Genomic DNA, 22,722 nt, shown 5'->3' with positions numbered 1-22,722 from the left:
CCCTCCCGAGGAGGGAGCGCTCTCGCCGCCGCCCTGAAAAGAGCACAGTCCCCTTGTTGGGCCGGAGCATTTGTGCGAGGAGCGGCGAAGACGCTCAAGGAGACTGCATGGCATCTGCCGAGCCCGCGGAGTGGAAGGGACCGCCCTCGAACAAGACGTTCATGGGGCACCCGGTAGGCCTCTTCGTCCTGTTCTTCACCGAGATGTGGGAGCGCTTCTCGTACTACGGGATGCGCGGGCTGCTGAAGCTGTACATGGTGAACTACCTGTTCATCACCGCCCGCCAGACGCTCCAGGGCAAGGCGTATGACGGGGTGGGCAATCCGGACGACGTCATCGGCTGGAGCTTCTTCAAGTGGTTGTTGCCGGCGGTGGAGCCCTCGGAGATCCAGGCCTGCGTCGCGAACAAGGCCAAGAGCATCCTCGCTGACAACGCAGGCATGGCGCTCGAGACCGCGCAGAACATCGCCACCCAGACGTGCAGCGTCGAGCCGAATGCCTCACTGCTCTACGGAATCTACACGGGCCTCGTCTACCTGACCCCCGTGTTCGGCGGCCTTATGGCCGACAAGTACCTGGGCCAGAAGAAGTCGGTCTATCTGGGCGCCATCGTCATGGCGCTGGGGCAGTTCGTCCTCTTCGGCGCCGACAACCTGTTCTTCATCGGCTTGGCGCTGCTCATCATCGGCAACGGTTTCTTCAAGCCCAACATCTCCACGCAGGTGGGCAACCTCTACCCTCCGGGTGATCGCCGCCGCGATGGTGCCTTCACCATCTTCTACATGGGCATCAACCTGGGCGCGTTCATCTGCAACTTCGTTTGCGGCACCCTGGCGGCCGTGTACGGGTGGCGCTACGGCTTCCTCGCCGCGGGCATCGGCATGTGCATCGGCCTGGTGGTGCAGTTCGTCGGCCGCAACACCCTGGCCCCCGACACGCTGCAGGAGCGCAAGGGCGGCGCCAAGGTCGAAGCGCCCAAGCAGCCGCTGACCTCCGATGAGTGGAAGCGCGTCTGGGCACTGGCGGGCCTGTGTGGCCTCAACATCGTCTTCTGGGCGGTCTACGAGCAGCAGGGCAACACGATGCAGACCTGGGCCGACGAGAACACGTTCTGGCCGGACTGGGCCTCCTCGACGTGGTTCCAGTCGGCCAACCCCCTCTTCATCTTCATGTTCGCCCCGCTGCTCGACATCTTCTGGTCAATGCAGAACAAGAAGGGCAAGGAGCCCTCCTCCGTGGCGAAGATGGCCATCGGCTGCCTCATCCTGGGCATGTCCTTCATCGTGATGGTGATCGGCGCCCGCGTGGTGGGCGATAGCAAGGGCAGCTTGTTCTGGCCGGTCTTCTGCACCTTGCTGCTGACGATCGGCGAGCTCTACTTGTCGCCCATCGGCCTGTCGCTGGTGACGAAGGTGGCGCCGGTGCGCATCGTCTCGCTGATGATGGGCATCTGGTACCTGTCGAGCTTCTTCGGCAACCTGCTCTCGGGCTTCATCGGCCGCTTCTACACGACGATGTCGAAGGACGCCTTCTTCCTGATGCTCATGGTGCTCGGCGTGGCCGCCGGTGTCGCCATCGCCCTGTTCAACAAGCCGCTGAAGAAGGCGATGGGCGCGCAGTCGTCCTGATGTACCGATGGGCGGACCGCCGGGCACACGCGTGCCCGACGGTCGCCTCGCGCGCGGCTACTCCACACAGATGCGGTAGCTCGGGGGCACGCACGCGACGATGCCGCACGAGTTGAGCGTACAGGCCAGGGGCCCCTTGGTCCGGGTATCTCCACAGGGGGTTACTCCGCCCGTGATGTCGCTCAGCTCCGACTCGCCGAGCTCGGTCAGGGGGGCTCCGGCGGGACTCTCCGGTAGCAGGGCGCGCTCCTCGGCGGAGAGGCTCGCGCGGTACTCAGGGTTGCGCCACGCTTGGACGATGCGTTCCTTGTTCATGTCTCAGGCTCCGGGTGGGGGTTGCGCCTGAAGTCGAGTCCAGGCCCCCGGAGTGAGGGCGGTTCATCCCAGGTGTGATGAACCGCCGTCCGCTCGGTCCCTGACTCAGGGCGCCTGCGTGGGGCCGGCGTGCTTCTCCAGGAAGCGGGCCGAGCGCGCGAGGAACTCGATCAGGTTCTCCTTGCGCGCCAGCGAGTGGCCCTCGTTCTCCGCGACCATGTACTCGACGGGGATCTTCCGGTCGCGCAGCGCGCGGACGACCTGGTCCGACTCGCCGCGCGGCACGCGCGGATCATTCGCGCCCGCGTAGACGAAGAGCGGATCGACGATCTTGTTCGCGTCCTCCAGCGGAGAGATGGAGCTGAGGAAGGCCGCGTCCTTGTCCGGGTCTCCCATCTCGAGCAGGAAGATCTCCCGGATGAGGCCGCTGGTGGTGGCCATGAACGTCTTCATGTTGGCCACGCCGAACAGGTTCACGCCCGCGCGCCAGAGCTGGGGCATGCGCGTGAGCCCGATGAGCACCGTGTAGCCGCCATAGCTGCCGCCGTAGATGATGACGCGGTTGGAGTCCGCCCAGGGCTGCGAGGCGGCCCAGCGGCCCGTGGCCTCGATGTCCTTGAAGGCCTCGACGCGCCCACGCCCGTTGTCCGCCTCCTCGAAGGCGCGGCCGAAGCCACCGGAGCCACGCACGTTGGGCTCCACCCACGCGTAGCCCTGCGCCACGAAGAAGGCGATGGACGCGGACCACTTGACCTTGGAGCTGCCCGCCGGCCCGCCGTGGTACGAGACGATGACGGGCAGCTTCCCCGAGCGCTTCTTCGGCAGGTACACGTTGATGGGCAGCGTGAGCCCGTCATGGGAGCGGATCTCGGTGATGCTCGTCTCGATGGCGGGCACCTCCGGGAGCGAGGGGCGCGGCTCGGTGCGCAGCGCGGCGACCTTGCCCGTCTTCGCGTCCACCACCCACGCGTCGGCGGGCGCGGAGGGCGTGGACCAGATGGCGGTGAAGCGCTTGCCGTCCTCGGAGAAGTCCATCACGCCGCCCTGGCCGAGCGGCAGGGCGACGGGAGCGCGCGGCTTGAGGGTGCGCGCGTCGAGCAGTCGGACCTCGCTGCGGTTGCCCGCGTCGAGGGAGAGCGCGATCGCATCCCCGCTCCGAGCCACCGCGACGCCGCCGATGGTGGCCGTGGTGGGGTTCTTCTCGACGTAGCGGGCAAGCTCCTTGCCGCTCTGCGCGTCGAGCGCGAGCAGCCACGCCTGCTCACCGCCGCCATCGGTCGCCACGTACACCGTCTTGCCGTCCGGGGAGAACCGGGCGGAGAAGATGGTGACCTTGCCGCTCTGCGGGTAGAGCGGCCGCGTGTTGCCGGTGGCGAGGTCCAGGTGCTGCAGGTAGTTCTCCGAGCCCGACAGGTAGCGCAGGAAGAGGGCCTGCTTGCCGTCGCGGCTCACGTCGGAGAGGAAGCCCGGCTTGTCGTCCCGGAGGACCTGCCGCGAGGGGCCGCCGGCGAGGGGCACGGCGTACACGGCCGACGAGGCCTCGTTCATGCGGCGGGCGCTGAAGTAGACGGTGTCCGGCGCGAGGTCCGGCACGAAGGCGCCATCGCGGTTGAGCTTCTCGCCCGGGGTGAGCTCCACGGGCTGCGAGCCGTCGAGGTTCACCTTCCAGAGGGACCAGTTCTCATCGGCGCCCTTGTCCGAGCGGAACAGGAGCGACTTGCCGTCCGGGGTGGTCGCGGTGATCGTCATGCGCTCGCTCCAGTTGAGCAGGCGCTTCGCGGGAGAGTCGGGGCGCGCGGCGTCGGCGATGTAGATCTGCGGCAGGCCGTCGCGGTTGGAGGAGAGCAGCACCTGCTTGCCGTCTCGCGTGAAGAGCGCCTCGGAGTTGATGAAAGCATCCACCAGCGGCGTCACCTGGCGCGCGAACTCGGCCACGCGCGCGGCGTCCGCGCTGGCGACCGGGTCGGGGGCCTCCTTCTTCGTCTCGGCACTGCTGGCCGGAGAAGCCGGAGGGCTCACCGCGGCGGGAGCGGCGGGGGCCGGGGTGGAAGCGGCGTCAGGCTGCGGTTGCGGCGAACTCGCGCAGGCGGCGAGCATCGCGGCGAGGACAAGCGGGTAGGGGAAAGTGCGCATGGGCGCGGAAGCTAGCGTGCCGCGTCTGCCCTCGCTACCCGCCTGACAGGCGAGGCGACGACGGTGAACATCTCCGTCGTCGCCTGGCAGCGGCCTACAACTCCTCGAGGAACTCGTCGTTGTAGGTGTAGCGCGTGAGCCGCTTGCCGAGCGCCTCCATGGCCTCGACGGGCTTCACGGAGAAGAGCATCTGGCGCAGCTTCTTCACCTTCTCGTACTCCTTCTGGGTGAAGAGCTTCTCCTCCTTGCGCGTGCCGGACTGGGCGATGTTGATGGCGGGGAAGATGCGCTTCTCGGCCAGCAGTCGGTCCAGCGTCACCTCGGAGTTACCGGTGCCCTTGAACTCCTCGAAAATCACTTCGTCCATGCGGCTGCCGGTGTCGATGAGCGCCGTGCCGATGATGGTCAGCGTGCCGGCCTCCTCGGTGGCGCGCGCGGCGCCGAAGATGCGCTTGGGGCGCTCCAGCGCGCGGCTGTCCACGCCGCCCGTGAGCGTACGGCCCGAGCTGTCCACTTCCTTGTTGTAGGCGCGCGCCAGGCGGGTGATCGAGTCCAGGAGGATGAGCACGTCCTTGCCGCTCTCCACCAGTCGCCGGGCCCGCTCCAGCGCCAGCTCCGCCACCTTGAGGTGGTCACCCGTGGGCCGATCCGAGCTCGAGGCCAGCACCTCGGCCTTGATGCTGCGGCGCATGTCCGTGACTTCCTCGGGGCGCTCGTCGATGAGCAGCACCATCACGTGCATCTCGGGGTGGTTGGTGATGACCGCCTGGGCGATCTTCTGGAGCATGATCGTCTTGCCCGTCTTCGGCGGGGCGACGATCAGCGCGCGCTGACCCTTGCCGATGGGGGAGATCAGATCCAGCACCCGGGTCACCATCTCGCGGTGGCCGTGCTCCAGCTTGATGCGCTCGAGCGGATCCACCGAGGTGAGGTCCGCGAAGTGCGGCAGCCGCGGGTTGCTCTCCAGCGGGCGGCCGTCCACCGTGTCCACCTTCTGCACCAGGCCCTTGGTGCCCCGCATCTGCGCGAACGCGGTGACGTACTGGCCCTGGCGCAGCCGCAGCTTCTGCACCAGATTCTTGGGCAGCTCCGCGTCATCCGGCGAGGGCAGCAGGTTCTTCTTCAGCTGGCGCAGGAACGCGTTGGGGCCCTTGGCCTCGGTGTCCAGCACGCCCTCCACGGGCGCCAGGTTCTGCTGAGGCGCGGCGTGGCCCTGGTGGCCCCCGCGGTGCTCCTGGCGCTGGCCCTGAGGCTGGCCGCCCGGGTGCTGCGGGTGCTGCTGGCCCTGCTGGGGCTGGCCCTGCTGCTGCTGGGCCTGCTGGGCCATGCGCTGCTGGTACTGCTGGAGCTCCTGCGGCGTGAGGAACACCTGCACCATCTGCCCGTCCGGGCCCGGCTGCATCCGGTAGGCCTGGCCTTCCGGGGTGAAGTGGACCTGGGCGCCACGGCGACGGCGACGGCGGCGGCGGCGGCGGCCTCCCCCCGGGCCTGCCTGTCCAGCGGCGCCCGGTTGCCCTGGGCCGGCGGCGGCATCTCCGCCCTCATCGGGACCCTCGTCGTCGCCTTCGTCCCCGCCGTCGTCGTCCATTCCAGGAGACTCGGGCCGAGCGGCCGCGGCGGGCGGGAGGGGTTCACGGGGATCGTTGTTGTCGGTGTTCTCGCTCATGAAATTCCAGAGGCTGTGCACGCAAGAGGCCCCGGTTCGGCCGGGGGCGCACGGTTCGACGTGTGGGACAGGGAGCCTGACGCGGGATCTTCGAGGCGCCTGCGCTCGACGCGCCGGGTTCTCGTCGACCGAACCACCGGTCCCTGGAGCCTTCAGGCGGCCCGAGAGCCGGCCCGAAAGCACACCTACATTAACAGAGACCGGCGTGGGGCTTGGAGAATTTCGTGAGGGTGTCGGCCAGGGAACTCAGTGGATGCGCAGGGAGAAGGGCAGCTGGGCCTTCATGCCCGGCTCCAGCCCCTCGGCGGTGAGCCCTGCCTGCCGCAGGAGCGTCTGCATGCCTGGGGGCAGGGCAGGCTGGGGCTGGGGCAGCAGCCGCGTCAGCACGTTCGGCTCACCGCCCAGGGAGGACAGCAGGCCCTTGGGCTCGCCGTACACCTCCAGGTCCAGCTCCTCGGCCGCGTCCACCCGGGCGCGGGTGCGCGCCGCCTCGACGGCCTCGGCGAAGCCACCCAGTCGGTCCACCAGCCCACGGGCCTGGGCGTCCTTGCCGGACCACACCCGCCCGCGCGCGATGGCGTCCACCTTCTCCTTCTCCATCTTCCGGGCCTCGGCCACGTAGGTGATGAAGTCGTCGTAGGTCTGGTTCACCCACGACTGCACCGCGGTCTGCTCCTCGGGCGTCCAGGGGCGCCAGTAGTCCATCAGGTCCGCCAGCGGGGCGCGCGGGAGGTTCTCCTGGTTCACCCCCAGCTTGTCCCCCAGCAGGCCCTTGAGCGCGGGCTTCAGGTAGAAGACGCCGATGCTGCCGGTGATGGTGGTGGGGTTGGCCAGAACCTCATCCGCGCCCATGGCCACGTAGTAGCCGCCCGAGGCCGCCACATCGCCCATGGAGGCGACGACGGGCTTGTGCCGCTTGGCCTCCAGCACCGCCCGGTACATGAGGTCCGAGGCGAGCACGTCCCCGCCGCCCGAGTCCACCCGCAGCAGGATGGCCACCACGGAGGGGTCTTCCTGGGCCCGCGTCAGCGCGAGCACCACCGTCTCGGCCCCGGCGATGCGCGAGGCGCCGAGCGGATCCTCTCGGCTCTTGCCTCCGGCGATGGCGCCCAGCACGGGGATGATGGCGATGCGCCGGCGGATGCCCCAGCGCGTCTCCCGCTCGCTGCGCGGCGAGTAGCTGGCGTTGTAGGTGGCGCCGGGGGCGAGGTCGCGCACCTTCTGCTCCAGCTCCTCCTGCTTCTGGATGACGCTGTCCACCAGCCCCAACGCCACCGCGCGCCGGGAGGGGATGAGGCCCACGGCCCACGCTTCGCGCAGGCGCCCGGGGGGCAGCTTGCGTCCGTTCGTCACCGACTCCTCGTACCAGGCCACCTGCGTGTCGAGGTACGCGTTCACCGTCTCCCGCTCCGCCTCGCTCATCTCCGTGCGGGTGAGCTGCTCGGGCGCGGTCTTGTACTCGCCCACCCGCGCCACGTCCCAGGTGACGCCCAGCTTCTGCATCGTCCCGCCCAGGCTCATGACGCCCGCCGTCAGGCCGTTGATGAGCAGCGAGGACTCCGGCAGCGCGTGGATCTGATCGGCGGCGGAGGCGACGAAGTAGCACTTGTCGTCGCACGAGAGCAGCACCGCCATCACCTTCTTGCCGTTCCCCTTCAGGCGCAGCACGGCCTGCCGCAGCTCCTCGGCCTGGCCCCAGTCCACCCCGCCCATGCCCTCGATCTTCAGCACCACGCCGCGCAGCTCCGGATCCTTGGTGGCCAGGTCCAGGAAGCGCATCAGCTTCAGGTACGGGTCGGCCCCCGTCACCCCGAATAGCGCCAGCGGAGGGCTGACGCCACCCGCGAGCCGATCATTGAGGTCCACCATCGTCACCACGCCCGAGGACAGGCGCAGGCTGCGGTAGCGCTCGCTCGACAGGCGCACGCCCAGCACGTGGTCCCAGCTCGACTCCGTCCGGCCGCCCGCGTAGGTGACGCCGAAGCCAGAGGTGTCCAGCGTGGCGGCGAGCTGGAAGGCCACCTCCTCGCCGCCGCGCAGGCCGTGTGACAGGCCCGCGCTCAGCCCCACGCCCGGCACCAGCTCCGCCTTCAGCGCGTAGGCCAGGCGCCCCCGGTCCAGGTCTCCGGAGCGGAAGAGGTAGTCCACCCCCAGCGTGTACCGCTCTCCGAAGGGGCGCACGCCGATGCCCACGTCGAAGGTGCGCGGCAGGGTGTGCGGGCCCCGCGTGGGTGCGTTGATGTCGCGGGCCACCACGCTGTAGGAGAACTCGCGCCAGGGCCGCGCCGACAGGCCGATGTCCCAGCTGTAGAGCTTCTCGAACTCCGCATCCTCGGAGGAGAAGGCGTGGTAGGTGGCGCCGAGCGCCAGCGTGTCCGTGCCCAGCGCGAAGCCCAGGGAGCTGCGGCGGTAGTCCAGCGCCGTCTGGTTGCGGATCCACTCCACGCCGAAGCCCAGGCCCACGGTGCCCAGCAACGTGGCGCCGGCGAACAGGCCGTTGCCGACCTGATCCAGCGCGCGGTTGCGCTCATGCACGTAGAAGAGCTGGGGGGAGCCGACGTAGCGCAGGCCACCCGGGTTCAAGGAGAGGGCGGTGGCCTCATCCACGATGGCGGTGGCTTCGGGGGGCAGCGTCACCCCTCGCGAGCTCACGGCCGGGCGGAGGATGGCCGGAGTCTGCGCGAGGGCGAGGGAGGGCAGGAGCAGCAGCAGGGCCTGGAGGCGCATACGCCTCGGACTCTAGGCTGCTCCCGCTCCAGGAGGGCAAGCGTCGCGCGCTACCACTCTTCGGTACCGTTCACTGTATCCAGCGGATCGCCGTCCTTCTTGCGCTTCTCCGTCACGCGCCGGCGGCCACCCTGGTCCTCGCCGTTCCAGTCTTCCATGCCGTGGCGGTTGTCCAGCGGGTCCGAGCTCTTCACCTTTTGCTCCCCGCCGCCCATGCCGTTGTTGACCAGGTAGTTCACCAGGCGAACCATCTCCGCCTTCTCCTGGCCGTACTCGTCGCCCTGCAGCACCACGCGCCGGCTCGCGATCTTCTTGCCGTTGCGCAGGTCGAAGAAGCCCACGACGACCTCGGTGCCGTTGGGGCCCAGGTCCTTCACCGTGCCCACCAGGCCGCGATCGATCGACAGCGACTTGCCCATCGCCACGGCCGCCTGGCTCGGCGTCGTCTTGATGATCTCGGTGGCCACCTTGTCCAGCTGCGAGTCGTACTTCTTATAGTTGTTGGTGGGGGTCAGCTCGGCGTTGACCTCCACATCGTCCGGCGTCACCTCCAGGAGCTGCCCGTGCTGGCGGAAGCCGGGGCGATCCAGACGCAGCATGTGGTTGCCCACCTGCATCGTGCTCACCGTCACCGGCGTGTAGCCCTGGAACTCGCCATCCACGTAGACGCGCGCGCCCGCGGGCCGCGACTTCACGACGGCGCTGCCGCGCAGCGCCGCGCTGCGGCTGGTGGCCACCTGGGCGCGCAGGGAGATGAAGTCCTTGTTGTAGCGCTTGGGGTTCAGCTCAAAGGTGGGGTTGAGCGCCATCAGATCGATGAGGTTGAGCTTGGCCTCCTCGATGTCGCCCCGCTGGTGCAGCACGGCGGCGTACAGGGCCGTGGCCTCGCAGAGGTCCGCGCAGGAGCGCATCGCGCCGATGGCCTGGTGCAGCTCCTTGAGGGTGGCGCGCAGCTTGCGCTCCGCGTCCTCGTACTCGCGCGCCTCGTAGGCGGCCAGGCTCTCCTCCAGGCCCTTGCTGCCTCGCTTGAGCGAGGCCTCGGCCTCGTCATCCGCCGGCATGCCGAACAGCTCTTCGGGCTTGCGAACGGTGAAGCCCGAGAACTGCTCGAGCGCCTCGTTCATGTACGTCTCGAACTTCACGCTGTTGGACTCAGCCCCTTGGTCCATGGGGATGAGCAGCGCGCTGACGCGCCGCGGCGTGGGCGGCGGCGCGGCCAGGGCAACTGCGGGGAGGAGGGCGAGCACCAGGGCTTTCATTCGGACACCTCGAGAGCTGCCGACGAACACGTGGAGGCAGCCATTCAATCCTGGCCCTAGAAGCCCCACCCAGGGAAACCGGAGACGGGGCCGTTGGGACGCCCGCCACGGTCCTGGGTGGCGTAGATGATGCCGCCAGTCACCACCGCCGCGCCGCCGACCACCGCCGCCCAGAACCAGGGCTTCTTCATGACCTGGACCGTGCTCGAGGAGGAGGAGGCAGACTCCGAGCCCGGCAGCATCGCGCCGGTCATGAAGCTGTAGACGCGGTTGGCGGCGGCCACGGTGCCGACCTCGGGATCCTTCGACTGGAGCTCGATCTCCACGCCGCGCATGCGGTTCTTCGTCTGCACGTCCCACACCTGCAGCTCGGCCTCGGCCGGGTTGGTCTTCTTCTGGGTGACGGCGGCGAGCACCACGTAGCGCGCGCCTACCTTCTCGGCGATCAGGCTGGCCTCGGGCGGCATGCGGTCGGAGTCGAAGGCGCGCTCGGTGGTGGCCTTGGCGGCCGCGTCGATCACGGCGGCCATGGCCGGCAGCGGCTCGAGCTGGGGCTTCAGGTCCGCGCTCTTGCCCGGCGCCACCTGCGGGTAGGAGGCATAGGGCACGTAGCCCGGCAGGGAGATGACCACCGGGTGACGGCCGGCGTGGACCTCCACGTTCTTCAGGGGCGTGACGCCCAGGTCCTCACCGCGCACGGTGACGCGCGCGCCCGAGGGCTGCGAGTCGATGGTGAGCGTGCCCTTGCCCTGCGCGTTGAACTCCTGCTGCGCGTCGGTGAAGGCCGTCTGCACGTCCGCGCCGAACATCGCCGTCTCGGGCTGGGCGCCGGGGTTGGCGGCCAGCGCGCGCACGAAGGAGCGCTTGGCGGCCTCCTTGTCCCCGTTGAGCAGCTGCGAGGCGCCCAGGAAGATGAAGGTGTTGCCCAGCCGCTCCGGCTTCAGCTCGCCCGGGTACTTCTCATAGGCGTCCGCCGCCGCGAGGAACTTCCCGGCCGCGGCCTCGGGATCCAGGTTGTCGTACTGCTCCTTGCCCTGCTCGTAGAGCGCGTCGGCCTCCTTCAGGGAGGCGGGCTCGGGGGGAGGGAAGGCGGAGGCCAGGTCGATGACCTGCACGTCCGGTTTCTGGCCCAGCAAGTCATGCAGCTCCGCCTGGATGCGCGCGGCGGACGGCTGCGCGTTGGCGGTGCGGGCCACGGCGAGCACCACGGTGCTGTTGGCGGCGGGCTTGGCCGGGGGCGGCGCGGGCTCCGCCGGTTTGGTGGCGGTGGGCTCGGGCGCGATCTGCGAGGTCGGCGCGGGATCTTCGCCAGGATCCGAGGGCGCGGGCTCCGCGTCCGGCTCCTGCGTCATCGGCACAGGCTTGGTGATAGCCGGCTTCTTCGACTTCGACTTCTTCGAACGGCGAGAAGTCTGGGCTTCGGCGGAGACGCTCAGGGCGAGCGCGAGGACGAGGAAAAGGCGTGTGGTGTACACGGGCGCGGATGCTACCCGAGCAAGGCCCCCGGACACCATTCCTGACCGGGTTTCCAGGCCTTCTCCTACCCAACCCCCGGAGATCCGGAGGGGAGCCACGCTCGGAGGCCCCCTCCAGGGGTGATCAGACGTCCAGCTCCTGGACCTCGCCGGCGCGCTCCATGATGAACTTGAAGCGAGCGCTCACGTCCTTGCCCAGCAGGTCATTGATGACCCGGTCCGTCTCCAGGGGGTTGTCGATGGTCACCTGGAGGCTGAGACGGTTCTTGGGGTCGAGCGTGGTGCTCTTCAGCTCGTCGGCGGTCATCTCACCCAGCCCCTTGAATCGCATGATGTTGGGCTTGGCGTTGCCCTTGGTCTTCTCCCGGATGATGCGGTCGCGGTCCGCCTCATCCAGCGCCCAGTACGTCTCCTTGCCGATCTCCACCTTGTAGAGGGGCGGCTGGGCGATGTGGACGGCGCCGCTCTCGATGAGCGGGCGCAGGTGCCGGTAGAAGAAGGTGAGCAGCAGGGTGGCGATGTGGTGGCCGTCGCTGTCGGCGTCCATCAGCAGGAAGATGCGGCCGTAGCGCAGCTTGGAGATGTCGAAGTCGCTGCCGATGCCGCAGCCCAGCGCGCTGACGATGTCCTGGAGCTCCTTGTTGCCGGCCACCTTGTCGGTGGAGGCCTGCTCGGCGTTGAGCACCTTGCCGCGCAGCGGGAGGATGGCCTGGGTGCGCCGGTCGCGGCCCTGCTTGGCGGAGCCACCTGCGGAGTCACCTTCGACGATGAACAGCTCGCTGGTGCTCGGCTCGGTGGAGGAGCAGTCGGCCAGCTTGCCGGGCAGGTTGAGCCGGTGGCTGACCGCCGTCTTGCGGCTCACCGCCTGGGAGGCGGCGCGGCTGGCCTCGCGCGCGCGGGCGGCGAGGATGATGCGGGCCACCACCGCCTCGGCGATGCTCTTGTTGTCGTTGAGCCACTTCTCCAGCGCGGGGCGCAGCACGCCGTCCACCTGGGCCGTCACCTCGGGGTTGTTGAGGCGGCCCTTGGTCTGGCCCTGGAACTGCGGCTCCACCACGTAGACGGAGAGGATGGCCGTCATGCCCTCGCGGATGTCCTCCGCGGTGAGGGTGACTCCCTTGGGCGTCAGGTCGTGCGTCTCGATGTAGTTGCGCACCGCCTTGACCACCGCGCCGCGCAGGCCCGCCTCGTGCGTGCCGCCCTGCGCGGTGGGGATGCCGTTGACGTAGGAGCGGATGGTCTCGTCCGTGGCCTCCGTCCACACCAGGGCGGCCTCCAGGCGCACCCCGTTGTCACGCGAGTGGTAGAAGCCGGTGCTCGCCGGCGGCACCACGGGCTTGGCGCGCTCGGCCACCCACTTGGTGAGGTACTCGGCGATGCCGCCGTCGTGCTTGTAGGTGACGTGGACGTGCGGGTGGGCCGTGTCGTCCTTCCAGACGACCGTCATGCCCTTGTGCAGGTAGCTCTTGGCCTCCAGGCGCTCGCGGATCAGCTCCGCATCGAACTTCTGCTTCTCCCCGAAGATCTCCGGGTCGGGCTCGAAGGTGATGGAGGTGCCGGTGCCACGCGCCGGGCCCTCCACCTTGAGCGGGCTGGTGGCCTTGCCGCGCGCGTACGTCTGCACGTACTTCTTGTGGTCGCGCTTGATCTCCACCACCAGCTTGCGGCCCAGGGCGTTGACCACCGAGCTGCCCACGCCGTGCAGACCGCCCGAGTGGATGTAGTTGCCCTGCTCGAACTTGCCGCCCGAGTGCAGCGTGGTGAGGATGACCTCCACCGCGGGCTTCTTGTACTTGGGCATCATGTCCACGGGGATGCCGCGCCCGTTGTCCACGACGGTGACGGTGCGCCCATCCTTGTGGAGCGTGACTTCCACGGTGGTGGCGTGGCCGTTGATGACCTCGTCCACCGAGTTGTCGAGGATCTCCCAGAGCAGGTGGTGGTAGCCCACGCTGTCGGTGCCCCCGATGTACATGGCCGGGCGCTTGCGCACCGGCTCCAGGCCCTCGAGGACCTGGATATCCGCACCTGTGTACGTGTCCTTCTTCGCCATGGCGTTCCTCGGCTAGTCCTTCTTCGGCTCGGGCAGCGGGATGAAGGTGACGGTCCGCGTCACTTCCTTCACCGCGTCCTTGCGCGACATCTCGTGACCCTTGCCGCCGCGACCCGTCACCTCGTACTTCGCCGGGTGCAGGCTCAGCTTGCGGCCCTTCTGCGTCTCGTAATCGATGGCCCTGTCCTTCTGGCCCGGCGCCACCGCGAGGAACTCGACCACGCGGTCACTCTCCTCCACCTTGATGACCATCACGCCCTTGCCCGGCCCCTGCAGCTCGTTCACCTCGGCGACCTTGCAGACCAACGCGCTCGTCTTCTCGGTGAGCACCGCCAGCAGGTCCTTCTCGCCCACCGGCTGCACGCCGATGATCTCGTCACCCTCGCCCGTCTTGGCGTAGCGGCGGCCGGAGCGGGTAGAGACCTCCGTGTGGCCCTCGAGCAGGAAGCGCAGGCCCAGGCCGTCCTTGGTGACGGCGATGAGCTTCTCGGGGCGCGGCAGGCGGCCATCCAGCGACAGCGCGCCGACGATGCGCTCGCCGTCGTCGAACTTGAACAGCTTCTGCACCGGGTCGCCGTAGCCGGTGGAGGCCGGCACGTCGTTGAAGCGGGTGACGTAGGCGGCGCCAAAGTTGCTGAACAGCACCAGGTTCGCCTTGAGGCTGCCGGCGAGTACCGTCATGACGGCGTCGCCCTCGCGCAGGCGGGTGCTGGAGGGGTCCTTCACCTCGCGCACGCGCTTGATCCACCCGTCGCGGGTGAGCACCACGTGGGCGTCCTCGTCGGCGATGAAGGCCTCGGCGCTGAACTCCACCTCCTCCGAGCCGGCGCCGCCGATGCGGGTGCGCCGCTTGTCCTGGTAGGCGGCCTTGATCTCGGCCAGCTCGTCCTTCACCGTGCCCCAGATCTTCGGCTTGCTCTTGAGGATGCCCTCGATGCGTTTGACCTCGGCGCGCTTCTGCTTGAGCTCGTCCTGGATGACGAGGATCTCCAGCCGGGCCAACTTGTAGAGCTTCATCTCGAGGATGGCGTCCACCTGGAGCTCATCCAGCTTGAAGCGGGCCATGAGCTTCTTGGCCGCGTCCTGCTTGCCCTCGGACGCGCGGATGATCTTCAGCATCTCATCCAGCGCGTCGTAGACCTTCTCGAAGCCCTCGAGGACGTGGACGCGCTTGAGCAGCTCGCCCAGCTCGTGCTGGAAGCGCTTGGTGACCACCTCGAAGCGGAAGTCGAGGAAGTAGCGGAGGATGCTCTTGAGATCCAACCGCTTGGGCGCGCCCACCTCCGGGTTCTCGGTGGGCACCAGGCAGGTGAGGTTCACGCCGAAGTTCGTCTGCAGCGGCGTGTGCTTATACAGGTAGGCCATCACCAGCTCAGGGCTGGCGTCCTTCTTGATCTCCAGGACGATGCGCACTTCCTTGGTGGACTCGTCGCGCACGTCCAGGAGCAGCGGCAGCTTCCGCTCGCGCACCAGGTCGCCGATCTTGGCCACCAGGTTGCTCTTGTTCACCGTGTAGGGAATGGAGGTGATGATGATCTGCGTGTTGCCACGCTTGGTCTCCTCCACCTCGTGCTCGCCGCGGATGCGGACGCTGCCCTGGCCTGTCTCGTAGATCTCCCGCAGCTCGGCCTTGCTGTTGAGGATCTGCCCGCCGGTGGGGAAGTCCGGACCCTTGATCCACTTCATCAGGTCCTTCACCGCCAGGTCCGCGTTGTCGATGAGCGCCACCAGCGCGTCCACCAGCTCGCCCAGATGGTGCGGCGGGATGTTGGTGGCCATGCCCACGGCGATGCCGGTGGTGCCGTTCATCAGCAACTGCGGCACGCGCGAGGGGATGACGATGGGCTCGAAGAGGCTGCCGTCGTAGTTGGGACGGAAGCCGACCGTCTTCTTGCCCAGCTCCCCGAGCAGCTCGCCGGCGATGCCCGCCAGGCGGCACTCGGTGTAGCGCATGGCCGCCGCGGCGTCGCCGTCCAGCGAGCCGAAGTTGCCGTGGCCGTCCACCAGCGGGTAGCGCAGCGAGAAGTCCTGCGCCATGCGCACCAGCGCGTCGTAGATCGCCGTGTCGCCGTGCGGGTGGTACTGGCCCATGATGGTACCGACCACCTTGGCCGACTTCTGGTACTTGGCCTCCTGGGTGAGCCGGTGGTCGTGGTACATGCCGTAGAGGATGCGGCGCTGCACCGGCTTGAGGCCGTCGCGCACGTCAGGCAGGGCGCGCGAGGTAATGACCGAGAGGGCGTAGTTGATGTAGCGCCGGCGGGCCTCCTCGGCCAGCGGCGCCGGGACGGAACCACCGCCCCCGCCGCCGCCCGCGGACGCGGACGAGCCATTGCCCCCGTTGCCCGAGGCCCCCTGCTTCTTGCGTGTCTTGGTATCGGCTTGTGCGAGCATGCTCATGTGTTCAGGCGAGGAACATCCATCTCCGAACGCGGCGCGCGCCTCGCGCACTCCTCGCTCCCGGCGGATGTGTGTCTGGCGGGCCCCCTACCATGGCCTTCTGACAGAGGGAACAAAATCGAGGGGTTAAGACCCCTCATGGGGTCTTTAACTATACAGGCGTTCAGTGGGTCGCGCCACACAAAGCAACCCGTAAGGCAGCGAAAACACGGGCGTTGAGGCCCGCCTGCCTGGAGTCCGACCGAGACTTGGGGTGTGTGCGGGAGGTGACTACCCGTTGTCGCCCCGCATGGGAGTGCCGGCCTCCTTGGCCTTGCCCCAGCCCTTCTTGCTGCCCCCGCCGCGGAAGATGCGGACGTTTCCGCTCGAGCCCCCGCCGAGCATGCCGGCGATGGAGCCCTGGACCGGCTTGGCGGCGGGCGGGTGGTAGAGCACGCGCACCTTGCGAGCGGAGGGCAGGGCGGGGGCCGTGGCGTCGACGAGCAGGTAGACGGTCTTCTCGTCGAGCTGCACACGCTCGGGGTCCTGCCGGTGGTCGAGGTCGGCGAGCGCCTCGCCCTCGTCCACGTTCTTGGCGTCGTTGGTGAGCAGGCGCACCTTCACGCGCAGGAAGGTGTCGGGGCTGGTGCCCTTGTACTCGCGCGCGCCCTGGACGATGACGGCCATGTCCGCGCCCGTCTTGGGGTCGCCCTTGCCCAGCTGCATGCCGGTGGTCGTGTTGCTGTCGGTGTCGAGGTAGAGGGTGGCGTTGGCGCAGCGGTTCTTGCAGGCCTCGCCCCAGGGCTCCTTGTCGAAGCGCAGGCGCATGGCGAAGTCACTGCCCTGGGGGCCGATGGTGGCGTCGGCGATGACGGGGCGCTCCTCGTCGGCGGGCGGGGTGTAGCGGAAGGTGGAGCGGGGAGGCGCGGCGGCGCTGGCGCCAGCGAGTAGGGTACAGGCGAGCGTCAGCAGCGGCTTCTTCACGCGAGGGCCTCCTGGGGAGTCGTTGGAGCACATTAGATGTGCGAAGTGGGGTGCATCTCAAGGTGGCTCTTGAGGATTAGAGTCCGAGGTGGGTTCACACGAGGAGGCACGCATGTCCCAGGAGGCGCCGTACGTCCGCCAGCTCAAGCTCGGGCCGATGGACAATTTCGTGTACCTGGTCGGGGCGCAGGGCTCGCCGGAAGTGGTGGTGGTGGACCCGGCGTGGGACGTGCCCGCCATCGAGCGGGCGGTGGCGGAGGAGGGCAAGCGGGTGGTGGGGGCGTTCGTCTCGCACTGCCACAAGGACCACACCAACGGTCTGCCCGAGCTGCTCTCGCGCCATGACATCCCCGTCTACGCGCAGCGCGAGGAGGTGGACTTTTCGGAGGACCTGCGCGCGCTGGCGGGAGAGGCGCTGCGTGCGCTGGGCCCGGGCGACGCGGTGCCGGTGGGGGCGCGGAACTTCAAGGCGCTGCATACGCCGGGGCACACGCCGGGCTCGCACTGCCTGCTGGCGGGGGACGCGCTGGTGTCGGGGGACACGCTGTTCATCAACGGCTGCGGGCGGTGTGACTTGAAGGGAGGCAGCCCGGAGGAGATGTACCGATCGCTGAGCCAGGTGCTGCTGCGCGTGCCGGACGAGACGCGGCTGTGGCCGGGGCACGACTACGGGCAGGTGCCGGTGGCGGAGATGGGCGAGGTGCGGCGCACCAACCCGTACTTCTCGTTTCCGGACGTGGCCTCCTTCGTGGCGTTCCGGATGCGCCCGCGCCGGTGAGCGGGAGGTTCAGGCGCGCAGGACAGTGACGCGGCGGCTCGCGCGCGTCACGGCCGTGGTGGCGTGGGTTCGCTCGGCCAGAGGGGGCTGTCCGTTGCGGCGGTCGAAGATGATCAGCCATCCGCTGGAGAGCCCCAGTCCCGCCAGGTAGCCATCGAGCTGGGCCAGGCCTTCGTCCAGGGGGTCTTTCTCCCCGTCGCGCCACACCTTCAGCTCCATGGCCAGGGTGTCGGGCCCATGGCGCAGGCACACGTCCATTCGTCCCGTGCCGATCGCGTACTCGCGCTCCAGGGAGCCGCCCCCGTTGGCCACGCGGTGCAGGAAGGCCATGAGCACCAGGTGGGGGGCGATCTCGTGGTAGGGCGCGGTGCTCAGGAGCGGCTGGCCGTGCTGCCGCCAGAAGGCCATGAAGGCCTCCATGAGGCGCTCGATGTCGAGGCGGCCATCGGCGCGCAGCCATGTGGCCGGGAGCCGAGGAAGCGAGGCCATGGCCGTGTTGGCCAGCACTCGGGGGATGATCTCCCGATAGATGGGGTTGGCTACCTCCAGACCTCCCGTCGCCGCCATGCGGACCAGCCCCAGGTCCTGAATGAAGCGCAGATCATCCTCGGGCACGTCGCCCAGGGTGAGGCCGGCGAGCATGGGCTCGAGGATGTGGCGCACTCGGGGCTCGCGCAGGCGCTCGGCCAGGCTGTCCAGGTGGGTCTCCCGACGCTCGATGAGCAGGGCCTTGGCGCGGTCGATGTCCGCGCGGCGGACAGGCTGGGCCGTGTTGGGGACGAGCTCCTCGACCGCGACCTTGGCCAGGGCGTTGACGAGCCAGGGCTGGCCCTGGGTGAGTTCGAAAGCGCGGGCCAGGGCCTCGGGCTCGAAAGGCTGGCGGGTGTCGGCGGTGTGCTGGGCGTAGAGTTCGGCTACTTCCTCGGCGGTGAAGTTGCGCAGGGTGAGCGAGCGCACCTTGATGTTGAAGGGACTCGCGGTGCCCAGGGTGTCGCTGTCGCCAACCTCCACCTTGTAGTCCCGGACGTCGCGCAGGCCGATGAGGCACAGCGCGAGGGGGAAGTGCTCGGGGCGATTGCGGTAACCATCGCGCAGTTGCCGCAATACGGAGATCAGCACCTCGTCGCGGAGCGCATCGATCTCGTCCAGGAAGACGATCAGCGGTCTGGGTGCGGCCTCCGTCCAGGCCGCGAGTGCGGCGGCGATGCGGCTGCCGGGAGGCGCCTCCGGGAAGGAGGGCGGGCACAGCTCCGGTGGGAGTTGGGAGCGCGTCGCGTTTCGCCAACTCTCGAGCACGGCCGCCTCGGCGGCTCCCACGTCGCGAGGGAAGGCGGCGCCCACTTCCATGGAGACCAGCGCAGCGACGTGGCGCCCCTCGGTTGTCAGCTCGCGAGCCAAGGAGAGCAGGGCCGTCGTCTTTCCCACCTGACGGGGCGCGTGGACGACGAAATAGCTCTTCTGGTCAATCAGTCGCCGCACCTCGGGCAAGCGCCGAAGGGCCGGGAGCATGTAGTGGTCGGCCGGGTTGCAGGGGCCGGCGGTGTTGAACCAGCGAGGCATGAGGACAAGGTATCACCGTCCGATGCCTGCCACCGTGACTCGTTGGGTTTGCGGGGGTAACCAGTCACGTCATCAGGAGCGCCGGGCGGAGGACAGCGGAGGCATGCGCATCTGCGAGGAGCGGTGCTCCCCATGCATCGACTTGTACGCGGCCCAGCCCAGCAGCGCGATTCCCAGCAGGGTCCAGATCGCCGCCCAGACGATGGCGGGCACCCACGTCTGCTGGGCCAGCAGGGCCGCATCGCTGCCCGCCCGTACCTGGCTGTTCCACAGGTCATCCCGGAAGTCGAACAGCGCGTAGAGCGCCGTGAAGGCCGCCAGGAAGAGGTTGACCACGTCCACCACTTCGCTCGGCAGGAACTTCGCCGCCAGCCCCAGCACCACCGAGGTGCCCAGGCAGAAGAGCAGGGTGAACGAGTCGCGCGCGTACAGCACCCCCATCACCGCCAGCCACACGCACGCCGCGCCCAGCACCCAGCGACACAGCCGGAAGCGGAACGTGGCCAGCAGCAGCACCGCCCCCATCACCGCGCTGCCCAGGTAGCCCGCCGAGAAGACGACGACCTTCCGAAGCACCCCGGGCGGCAGCGCCGAGAGGCAGGCACCCGACTCGTCCATCCGCAGGGTGATGGAGTCCACCTTCCCTCCGACGAGGAGGCTGGCGAGCGCATGGCCACTCTCATGCATCATCACCACCAGCAGCTTGAGCGGCAGCAGGACGCGCGAATCCCAGAAGTACCAGCCCACCCCCAGGAACAGCAGGAGGAGGGCCACCCGCTTCGTGTCCAGCCTGGCTCCGCTCGCAGTCTGCATCGTCTCTCCGTGCCTCCAGTCACCCCTCAACACGCCTGCCCGCCCCATCTTCCGTGAAAACGGCCCCCGCGCGTACGGGGGTCGCCTCCGGGCGGAAGACGGGGTAGGGAAGGGCCCATGAAGAAGACACTCCTGCTCCTGGCTTTGGTTGCAGCCCCGGCGCTCGCCGGAGAGGGCAAGTGGACTCCCCAACAAGTCCTCGAACTCGATCCCGCCTGGCTCAAGGCCCAGGGGCTCCAACTGCCTCCCAAGCGGCTGTGGGACCCCAAGCGGGGAACGGGGCTCCTGGCGGGGGCTGTGAACGTGGGTGGGTGCTCGGGGGCCTTCATCTCCTCCACCGGCCTCGTCATCACCAACCACCACTGCGTCTTCTCCATCGTCCAGGAGCACAGCTCCCCACAGCGCGACCTGATCAGCCAGGGCTTCCTCGCCACGAATCGTGAGGCGGAGCTGCCCGGCAAGGGCTCCCGCATCCAGGTGCCGCGCAGCTTCACCGACGTGACACAGCAGGTGCTGGCGACGGTGCCCGAGGGCGCCGATGACCTGGTGCGCTTCAAGGCCATCGAGCGCAAGCAGAAGGAGCTGGTCGCCGAGTGCGAGAAGCGCCCGGCCACGCGCTGCCAGGTGTCCACCTTCGACGGCGGGCTCCAGTACGTGCTGGTGGACGCGGTGGAACTGGCGGACGTGCGGCTCGTCTACGCCCCGCCGCGCGCGGTGGGCGAGTTCGGCGGCGAGGTGGACAACTGGATGTGGCCGCGCCACACCGGCGACTTCGCCATCGTCCGCGCCTATACCGCGCCGGACGGTACCTCGGCGCCGTACAGCGCCCAGAACGTGCCTCACAAGGCGGAGTTCTTCTTCCCGCTGGCCACCCAGGGCGTGAAGCCCAACCAGTTCGTCATGGTGCTGGGCTATCCGGGCATCACCTTCCGCGCGATGTTGGCCGAAGAGATGGCCGAGCGCCAGGCGCGCTTCTACCCGCGCGTCATCGACGTGTATGGCGAGTACATCCGCATCCTCGAGGAGGAGGGCGCCAAGGACCCGGCCGGGAAGATCGCCGTGGCCTCGACGCTCAAGAGCCTGCACAACCGCTACAAGAACGCGGGCGGCCAGCTCGAGGGCCTCAAGCGCGGGGCCATCATCGAGAAGCAGCGCGAGGCCGAGGAGGCCGTGGCGCGCTGGGCAGAGAAGAAAGGCAAGCACCCGGAGGGGCTGCGCGCGCGGAGCGAGCTGCTCGGCCGGCTGAAGGACACGGGCAAGACATGGGAGCGCGAGTTCCTGCTCAACAACCTCCGGGCGGGCGCCAAGGGGCCGACGATGGCGGTGACGCTGGCGCGGCTGGCGCGCGAGCGGGCGAAGCCGGACCTGGAGCGCGAGCCCGAGTTCATGGAGCGCGAGCTGGCTCGGTTGAAGGACCAGCTCGAGCGCGAGCAGAAGAACCTCTTCCTGCCCGCGGAGAAGCACCTGCTCAAGGCCTTCGTGCGGCGGGCCCAGGCGCTGGGGCCCGAGGAGCGCATCGCCGCCGTGGACAAGCACTTCGGCCCCACGTTCTCGGAGAAGGACGTCGCGGCGAAGATCGACGCCCTGTACGCGGGCTCCAAGGTACTCACGCTCGCCGACCGGTTGGCCATGTTCGGTGAGACGGAGGCGCAGCTCGTGGCGCGCAAGGATCCGCTGCTGGCCTTCGGGCTCGAGCTGGCCACCGAGGTGACCGCGCTGGACGCGCTGAAGGATCGCCGCGAGGGAGCGGCGCAGCGGCTGCGCCCCGAGTGGCGCCGGGCGGTGCTGGCCCACGCGGGCAAGCCGGTGGCGCCGGATGCCAACAGCACCCTGCGCGTCACCTTCGCCAAGGTACAGGGCTACTCGCCGCGCGATGGCGTCTTCTACACGCCGCAGACCACCCTCTCCGGCGTCGTGGCCAAGCACACGGGCCAGGAGCCCTTCAACGTGCCGGACAAGGTGCTCGCCACGGCGGAGGCCCAGCGCTTCGGCCCGTGGAAGGACCCGGTCCTCAAGGACGTACCCGTGGACTTCCTGGCGGACGCGGACACCACGGGCGGTAACTCGGGCAGCCCCACGGTGAACGGCAAGGGTGAGCTGGTGGGCGTCAACTTCGACCGCGTCTGGGAGAACGTCTCCAACGACTTCGGTTTCAACCCGGACGTGGCGCGCAACGTGAACGTGGACGTGCGCTACGTGTTGTGGATGTTGGACCAGGTCGAGGACGCGGATGCGCTGCTGCGCGAGTTGGGCATCCGCAAGGGCCCGCCCGTGGCCCAGGAGAGCCGCTGATGTCCGATCCTTCGACGCCCACGCTGCCTGTCTTCCAGCCGGAGGAGCGGGTCTGTGGCAACTGCAAGCTGTGGAGCCCGCACTCTGTGGACCACCGAGGCTGGGTGGGGCCCTGCCGCGTGTACCCGGGCCGAGGGCTGTTTCCGCCCTCGGCGCCCATCTGTGACAAGTTCGCGCCGAAGGGTGGGGTGAGCGCTCAGGCCGCGACCGAGGCGCCCTCGCGCTCTCGGGCGGTGCGCACCGTGGCCCCGGTGGTACGGCGCAAGAGTGACCCGAATGAGATCGTCGATCTGGGTGGAGACCTGAACATGACGCGTGAAGAGCTGATGGAGATCTTCCGGGAAGCGGCGGGAGAGGGCGATGCGCCTCCGCTGGCGGGCAAGTGGGAGGGCGGCACCATGCGCCTCATCCCCGGCAAGACGGACCTGCAGAGCAAGGACCTGCCCATCGACAGCCTGTTCCACAAGGTGGTCATGGTGCGCGATCGACTGCGCACGCTGGAGCAGAAGCTCAACGCGCACCCGAAGCTGTCGGACGCCGAGAAGGTGGAGATGCAGAGCTACATCACCCGCGTCTACGGCTCGCTGACGAGCTTCAACCACCTGTTCCGCGAGAAGAACGACCAGTTCGTCGGCGCCAAGGGCGAGGAGTAGCGCCCGC

At 68.8% G+C, this 22,722-nt stretch carries 15 protein-coding genes; 4 read left to right on the top strand and 11 right to left on the bottom strand.

Features of this window, described 5'->3' with window-relative positions:
• Positions 1-107: 107 nt before the first annotated feature.
• A complete protein-coding gene (locus tag SYV04_RS03845; protein ID WP_321544206.1) occupies positions 108-1,628 on the top strand; it encodes a peptide MFS transporter in 1,521 nt (506 codons plus the stop codon).
• A 57-nt stretch (positions 1,629-1,685) separates the two neighbouring features.
• Here SYV04_RS03845 and SYV04_RS03840 read toward each other — a convergent pair whose 3' ends face one another.
• The 9 genes from SYV04_RS03840 to SYV04_RS03800 all read right to left on the bottom strand — a co-directional run bounded on the left by SYV04_RS03840 (position 1,686) and on the right by SYV04_RS03800 (position 16,619).
• On the bottom strand, positions 1,686-1,943 hold the full coding sequence (locus tag SYV04_RS03840; protein WP_321544205.1) for a mersacidin/lichenicidin family type 2 lantibiotic: 258 nt from the start codon (positions 1,941-1,943) through the stop codon (positions 1,686-1,688).
• A 105-nt stretch (positions 1,944-2,048) separates the two neighbouring features.
• Positions 2,049-4,076: a S9 family peptidase gene (locus SYV04_RS03835; RefSeq protein WP_321544204.1), complete on the bottom strand. Its 2,028-nt coding sequence runs from the start codon at positions 4,074-4,076 to the stop codon at positions 2,049-2,051.
• A 94-nt stretch (positions 4,077-4,170) separates the two neighbouring features.
• Complete coding sequence (gene rho, locus SYV04_RS03830; protein WP_321544203.1) at positions 4,171-5,742, bottom strand: transcription termination factor Rho; 1,572 nt, start codon at positions 5,740-5,742, stop codon at positions 4,171-4,173.
• A 246-nt stretch (positions 5,743-5,988) separates the two neighbouring features.
• Complete coding sequence (sppA, locus tag SYV04_RS03825) at positions 5,989-8,469, bottom strand: signal peptide peptidase SppA (RefSeq protein WP_321544202.1); 2,481 nt, start codon at positions 8,467-8,469, stop codon at positions 5,989-5,991.
• A gap of 50 nt (positions 8,470-8,519) precedes the next feature.
• On the bottom strand, positions 8,520-9,728 hold the full coding sequence (locus tag SYV04_RS03820) for a PEGA domain-containing protein (protein WP_321544201.1): 1,209 nt from the start codon (positions 9,726-9,728) through the stop codon (positions 8,520-8,522).
• 56 nt (positions 9,729-9,784) lie between these two features.
• Positions 9,785-11,203 (bottom strand): PEGA domain-containing protein, encoded by a 1,419-nt coding sequence (locus SYV04_RS03815; RefSeq protein WP_321544200.1) that lies wholly within the window; start codon positions 11,201-11,203, stop codon positions 9,785-9,787.
• Positions 11,204-11,327: 124 nt separating this feature from the next.
• On the bottom strand, positions 11,328-13,256 hold the full coding sequence (locus SYV04_RS03810; protein ID WP_321544199.1) for a DNA gyrase/topoisomerase IV subunit B: 1,929 nt from the start codon (positions 13,254-13,256) through the stop codon (positions 11,328-11,330).
• A 12-nt stretch (positions 13,257-13,268) separates the two neighbouring features.
• The gene (locus SYV04_RS03805; protein WP_321544198.1) at positions 13,269-15,650 is read right to left on the bottom strand and encodes a DNA gyrase/topoisomerase IV subunit A; all 2,382 of its coding nucleotides are present in this window, start codon (positions 15,648-15,650) and stop codon (positions 13,269-13,271) included.
• Between the two features lie 276 nt (positions 15,651-15,926).
• Positions 15,927-16,619 carry a hypothetical protein gene (locus tag SYV04_RS03800; protein WP_321544197.1) on the bottom strand — a complete coding sequence of 231 codons (693 nt, stop codon included), beginning with the start codon at positions 16,617-16,619 and terminating at the stop codon, positions 15,927-15,929.
• A gap of 112 nt (positions 16,620-16,731) precedes the next feature.
• Here SYV04_RS03800 and SYV04_RS03795 point away from each other — a divergent pair, with 112 nt between their 5' ends.
• Positions 16,732-17,397 (top strand): MBL fold metallo-hydrolase, encoded by a 666-nt coding sequence (locus tag SYV04_RS03795; protein WP_321544196.1) that lies wholly within the window; start codon positions 16,732-16,734, stop codon positions 17,395-17,397.
• Positions 17,398-17,406: 9 nt separating this feature from the next.
• Here the strand turns inward: SYV04_RS03795 and SYV04_RS03790 are convergent, their stop codons facing one another.
• Positions 17,407-18,957, bottom strand: a complete 1,551-nt coding sequence (locus tag SYV04_RS03790; protein ID WP_321544195.1) for a hypothetical protein — start codon at positions 18,955-18,957, stop codon at positions 17,407-17,409.
• Positions 18,958-19,029: 72 nt separating this feature from the next.
• On the bottom strand, positions 19,030-19,770 hold the full coding sequence (locus SYV04_RS03785; protein ID WP_321544194.1) for a M50 family metallopeptidase: 741 nt from the start codon (positions 19,768-19,770) through the stop codon (positions 19,030-19,032).
• Positions 19,771-19,887: 117 nt separating this feature from the next.
• On the opposite strand from SYV04_RS03785, the gene SYV04_RS03780 reads away from it, so the two are divergent.
• Together SYV04_RS03780 and SYV04_RS03775 are read left to right on the top strand one after the other, a co-directional pair.
• Positions 19,888-22,062, top strand: a complete 2,175-nt coding sequence (locus SYV04_RS03780) for a S46 family peptidase (protein ID WP_321544193.1) — start codon at positions 19,888-19,890, stop codon at positions 22,060-22,062.
• Positions 22,062-22,715, top strand: coding sequence for a hypothetical protein (locus tag SYV04_RS03775; RefSeq protein WP_321544192.1), 654 nt, complete (start codon positions 22,062-22,064; stop codon positions 22,713-22,715). The genes SYV04_RS03780 and SYV04_RS03775 overlap by 1 nt, the downstream gene beginning before the upstream one ends.
• The last annotated feature ends 7 nt before the right edge of the window (positions 22,716-22,722 follow it).

The organism is Hyalangium ruber, assembly GCF_034259325.1.
GTDB classification, from domain to species: Bacteria; Myxococcota; Myxococcia; order Myxococcales; family Myxococcaceae; genus Hyalangium_A; species Hyalangium_A rubrum.
The sequence above is the reverse complement of the archived record's forward strand: the minus strand, read 5'-3'. Positions and strand labels throughout refer to the sequence as shown.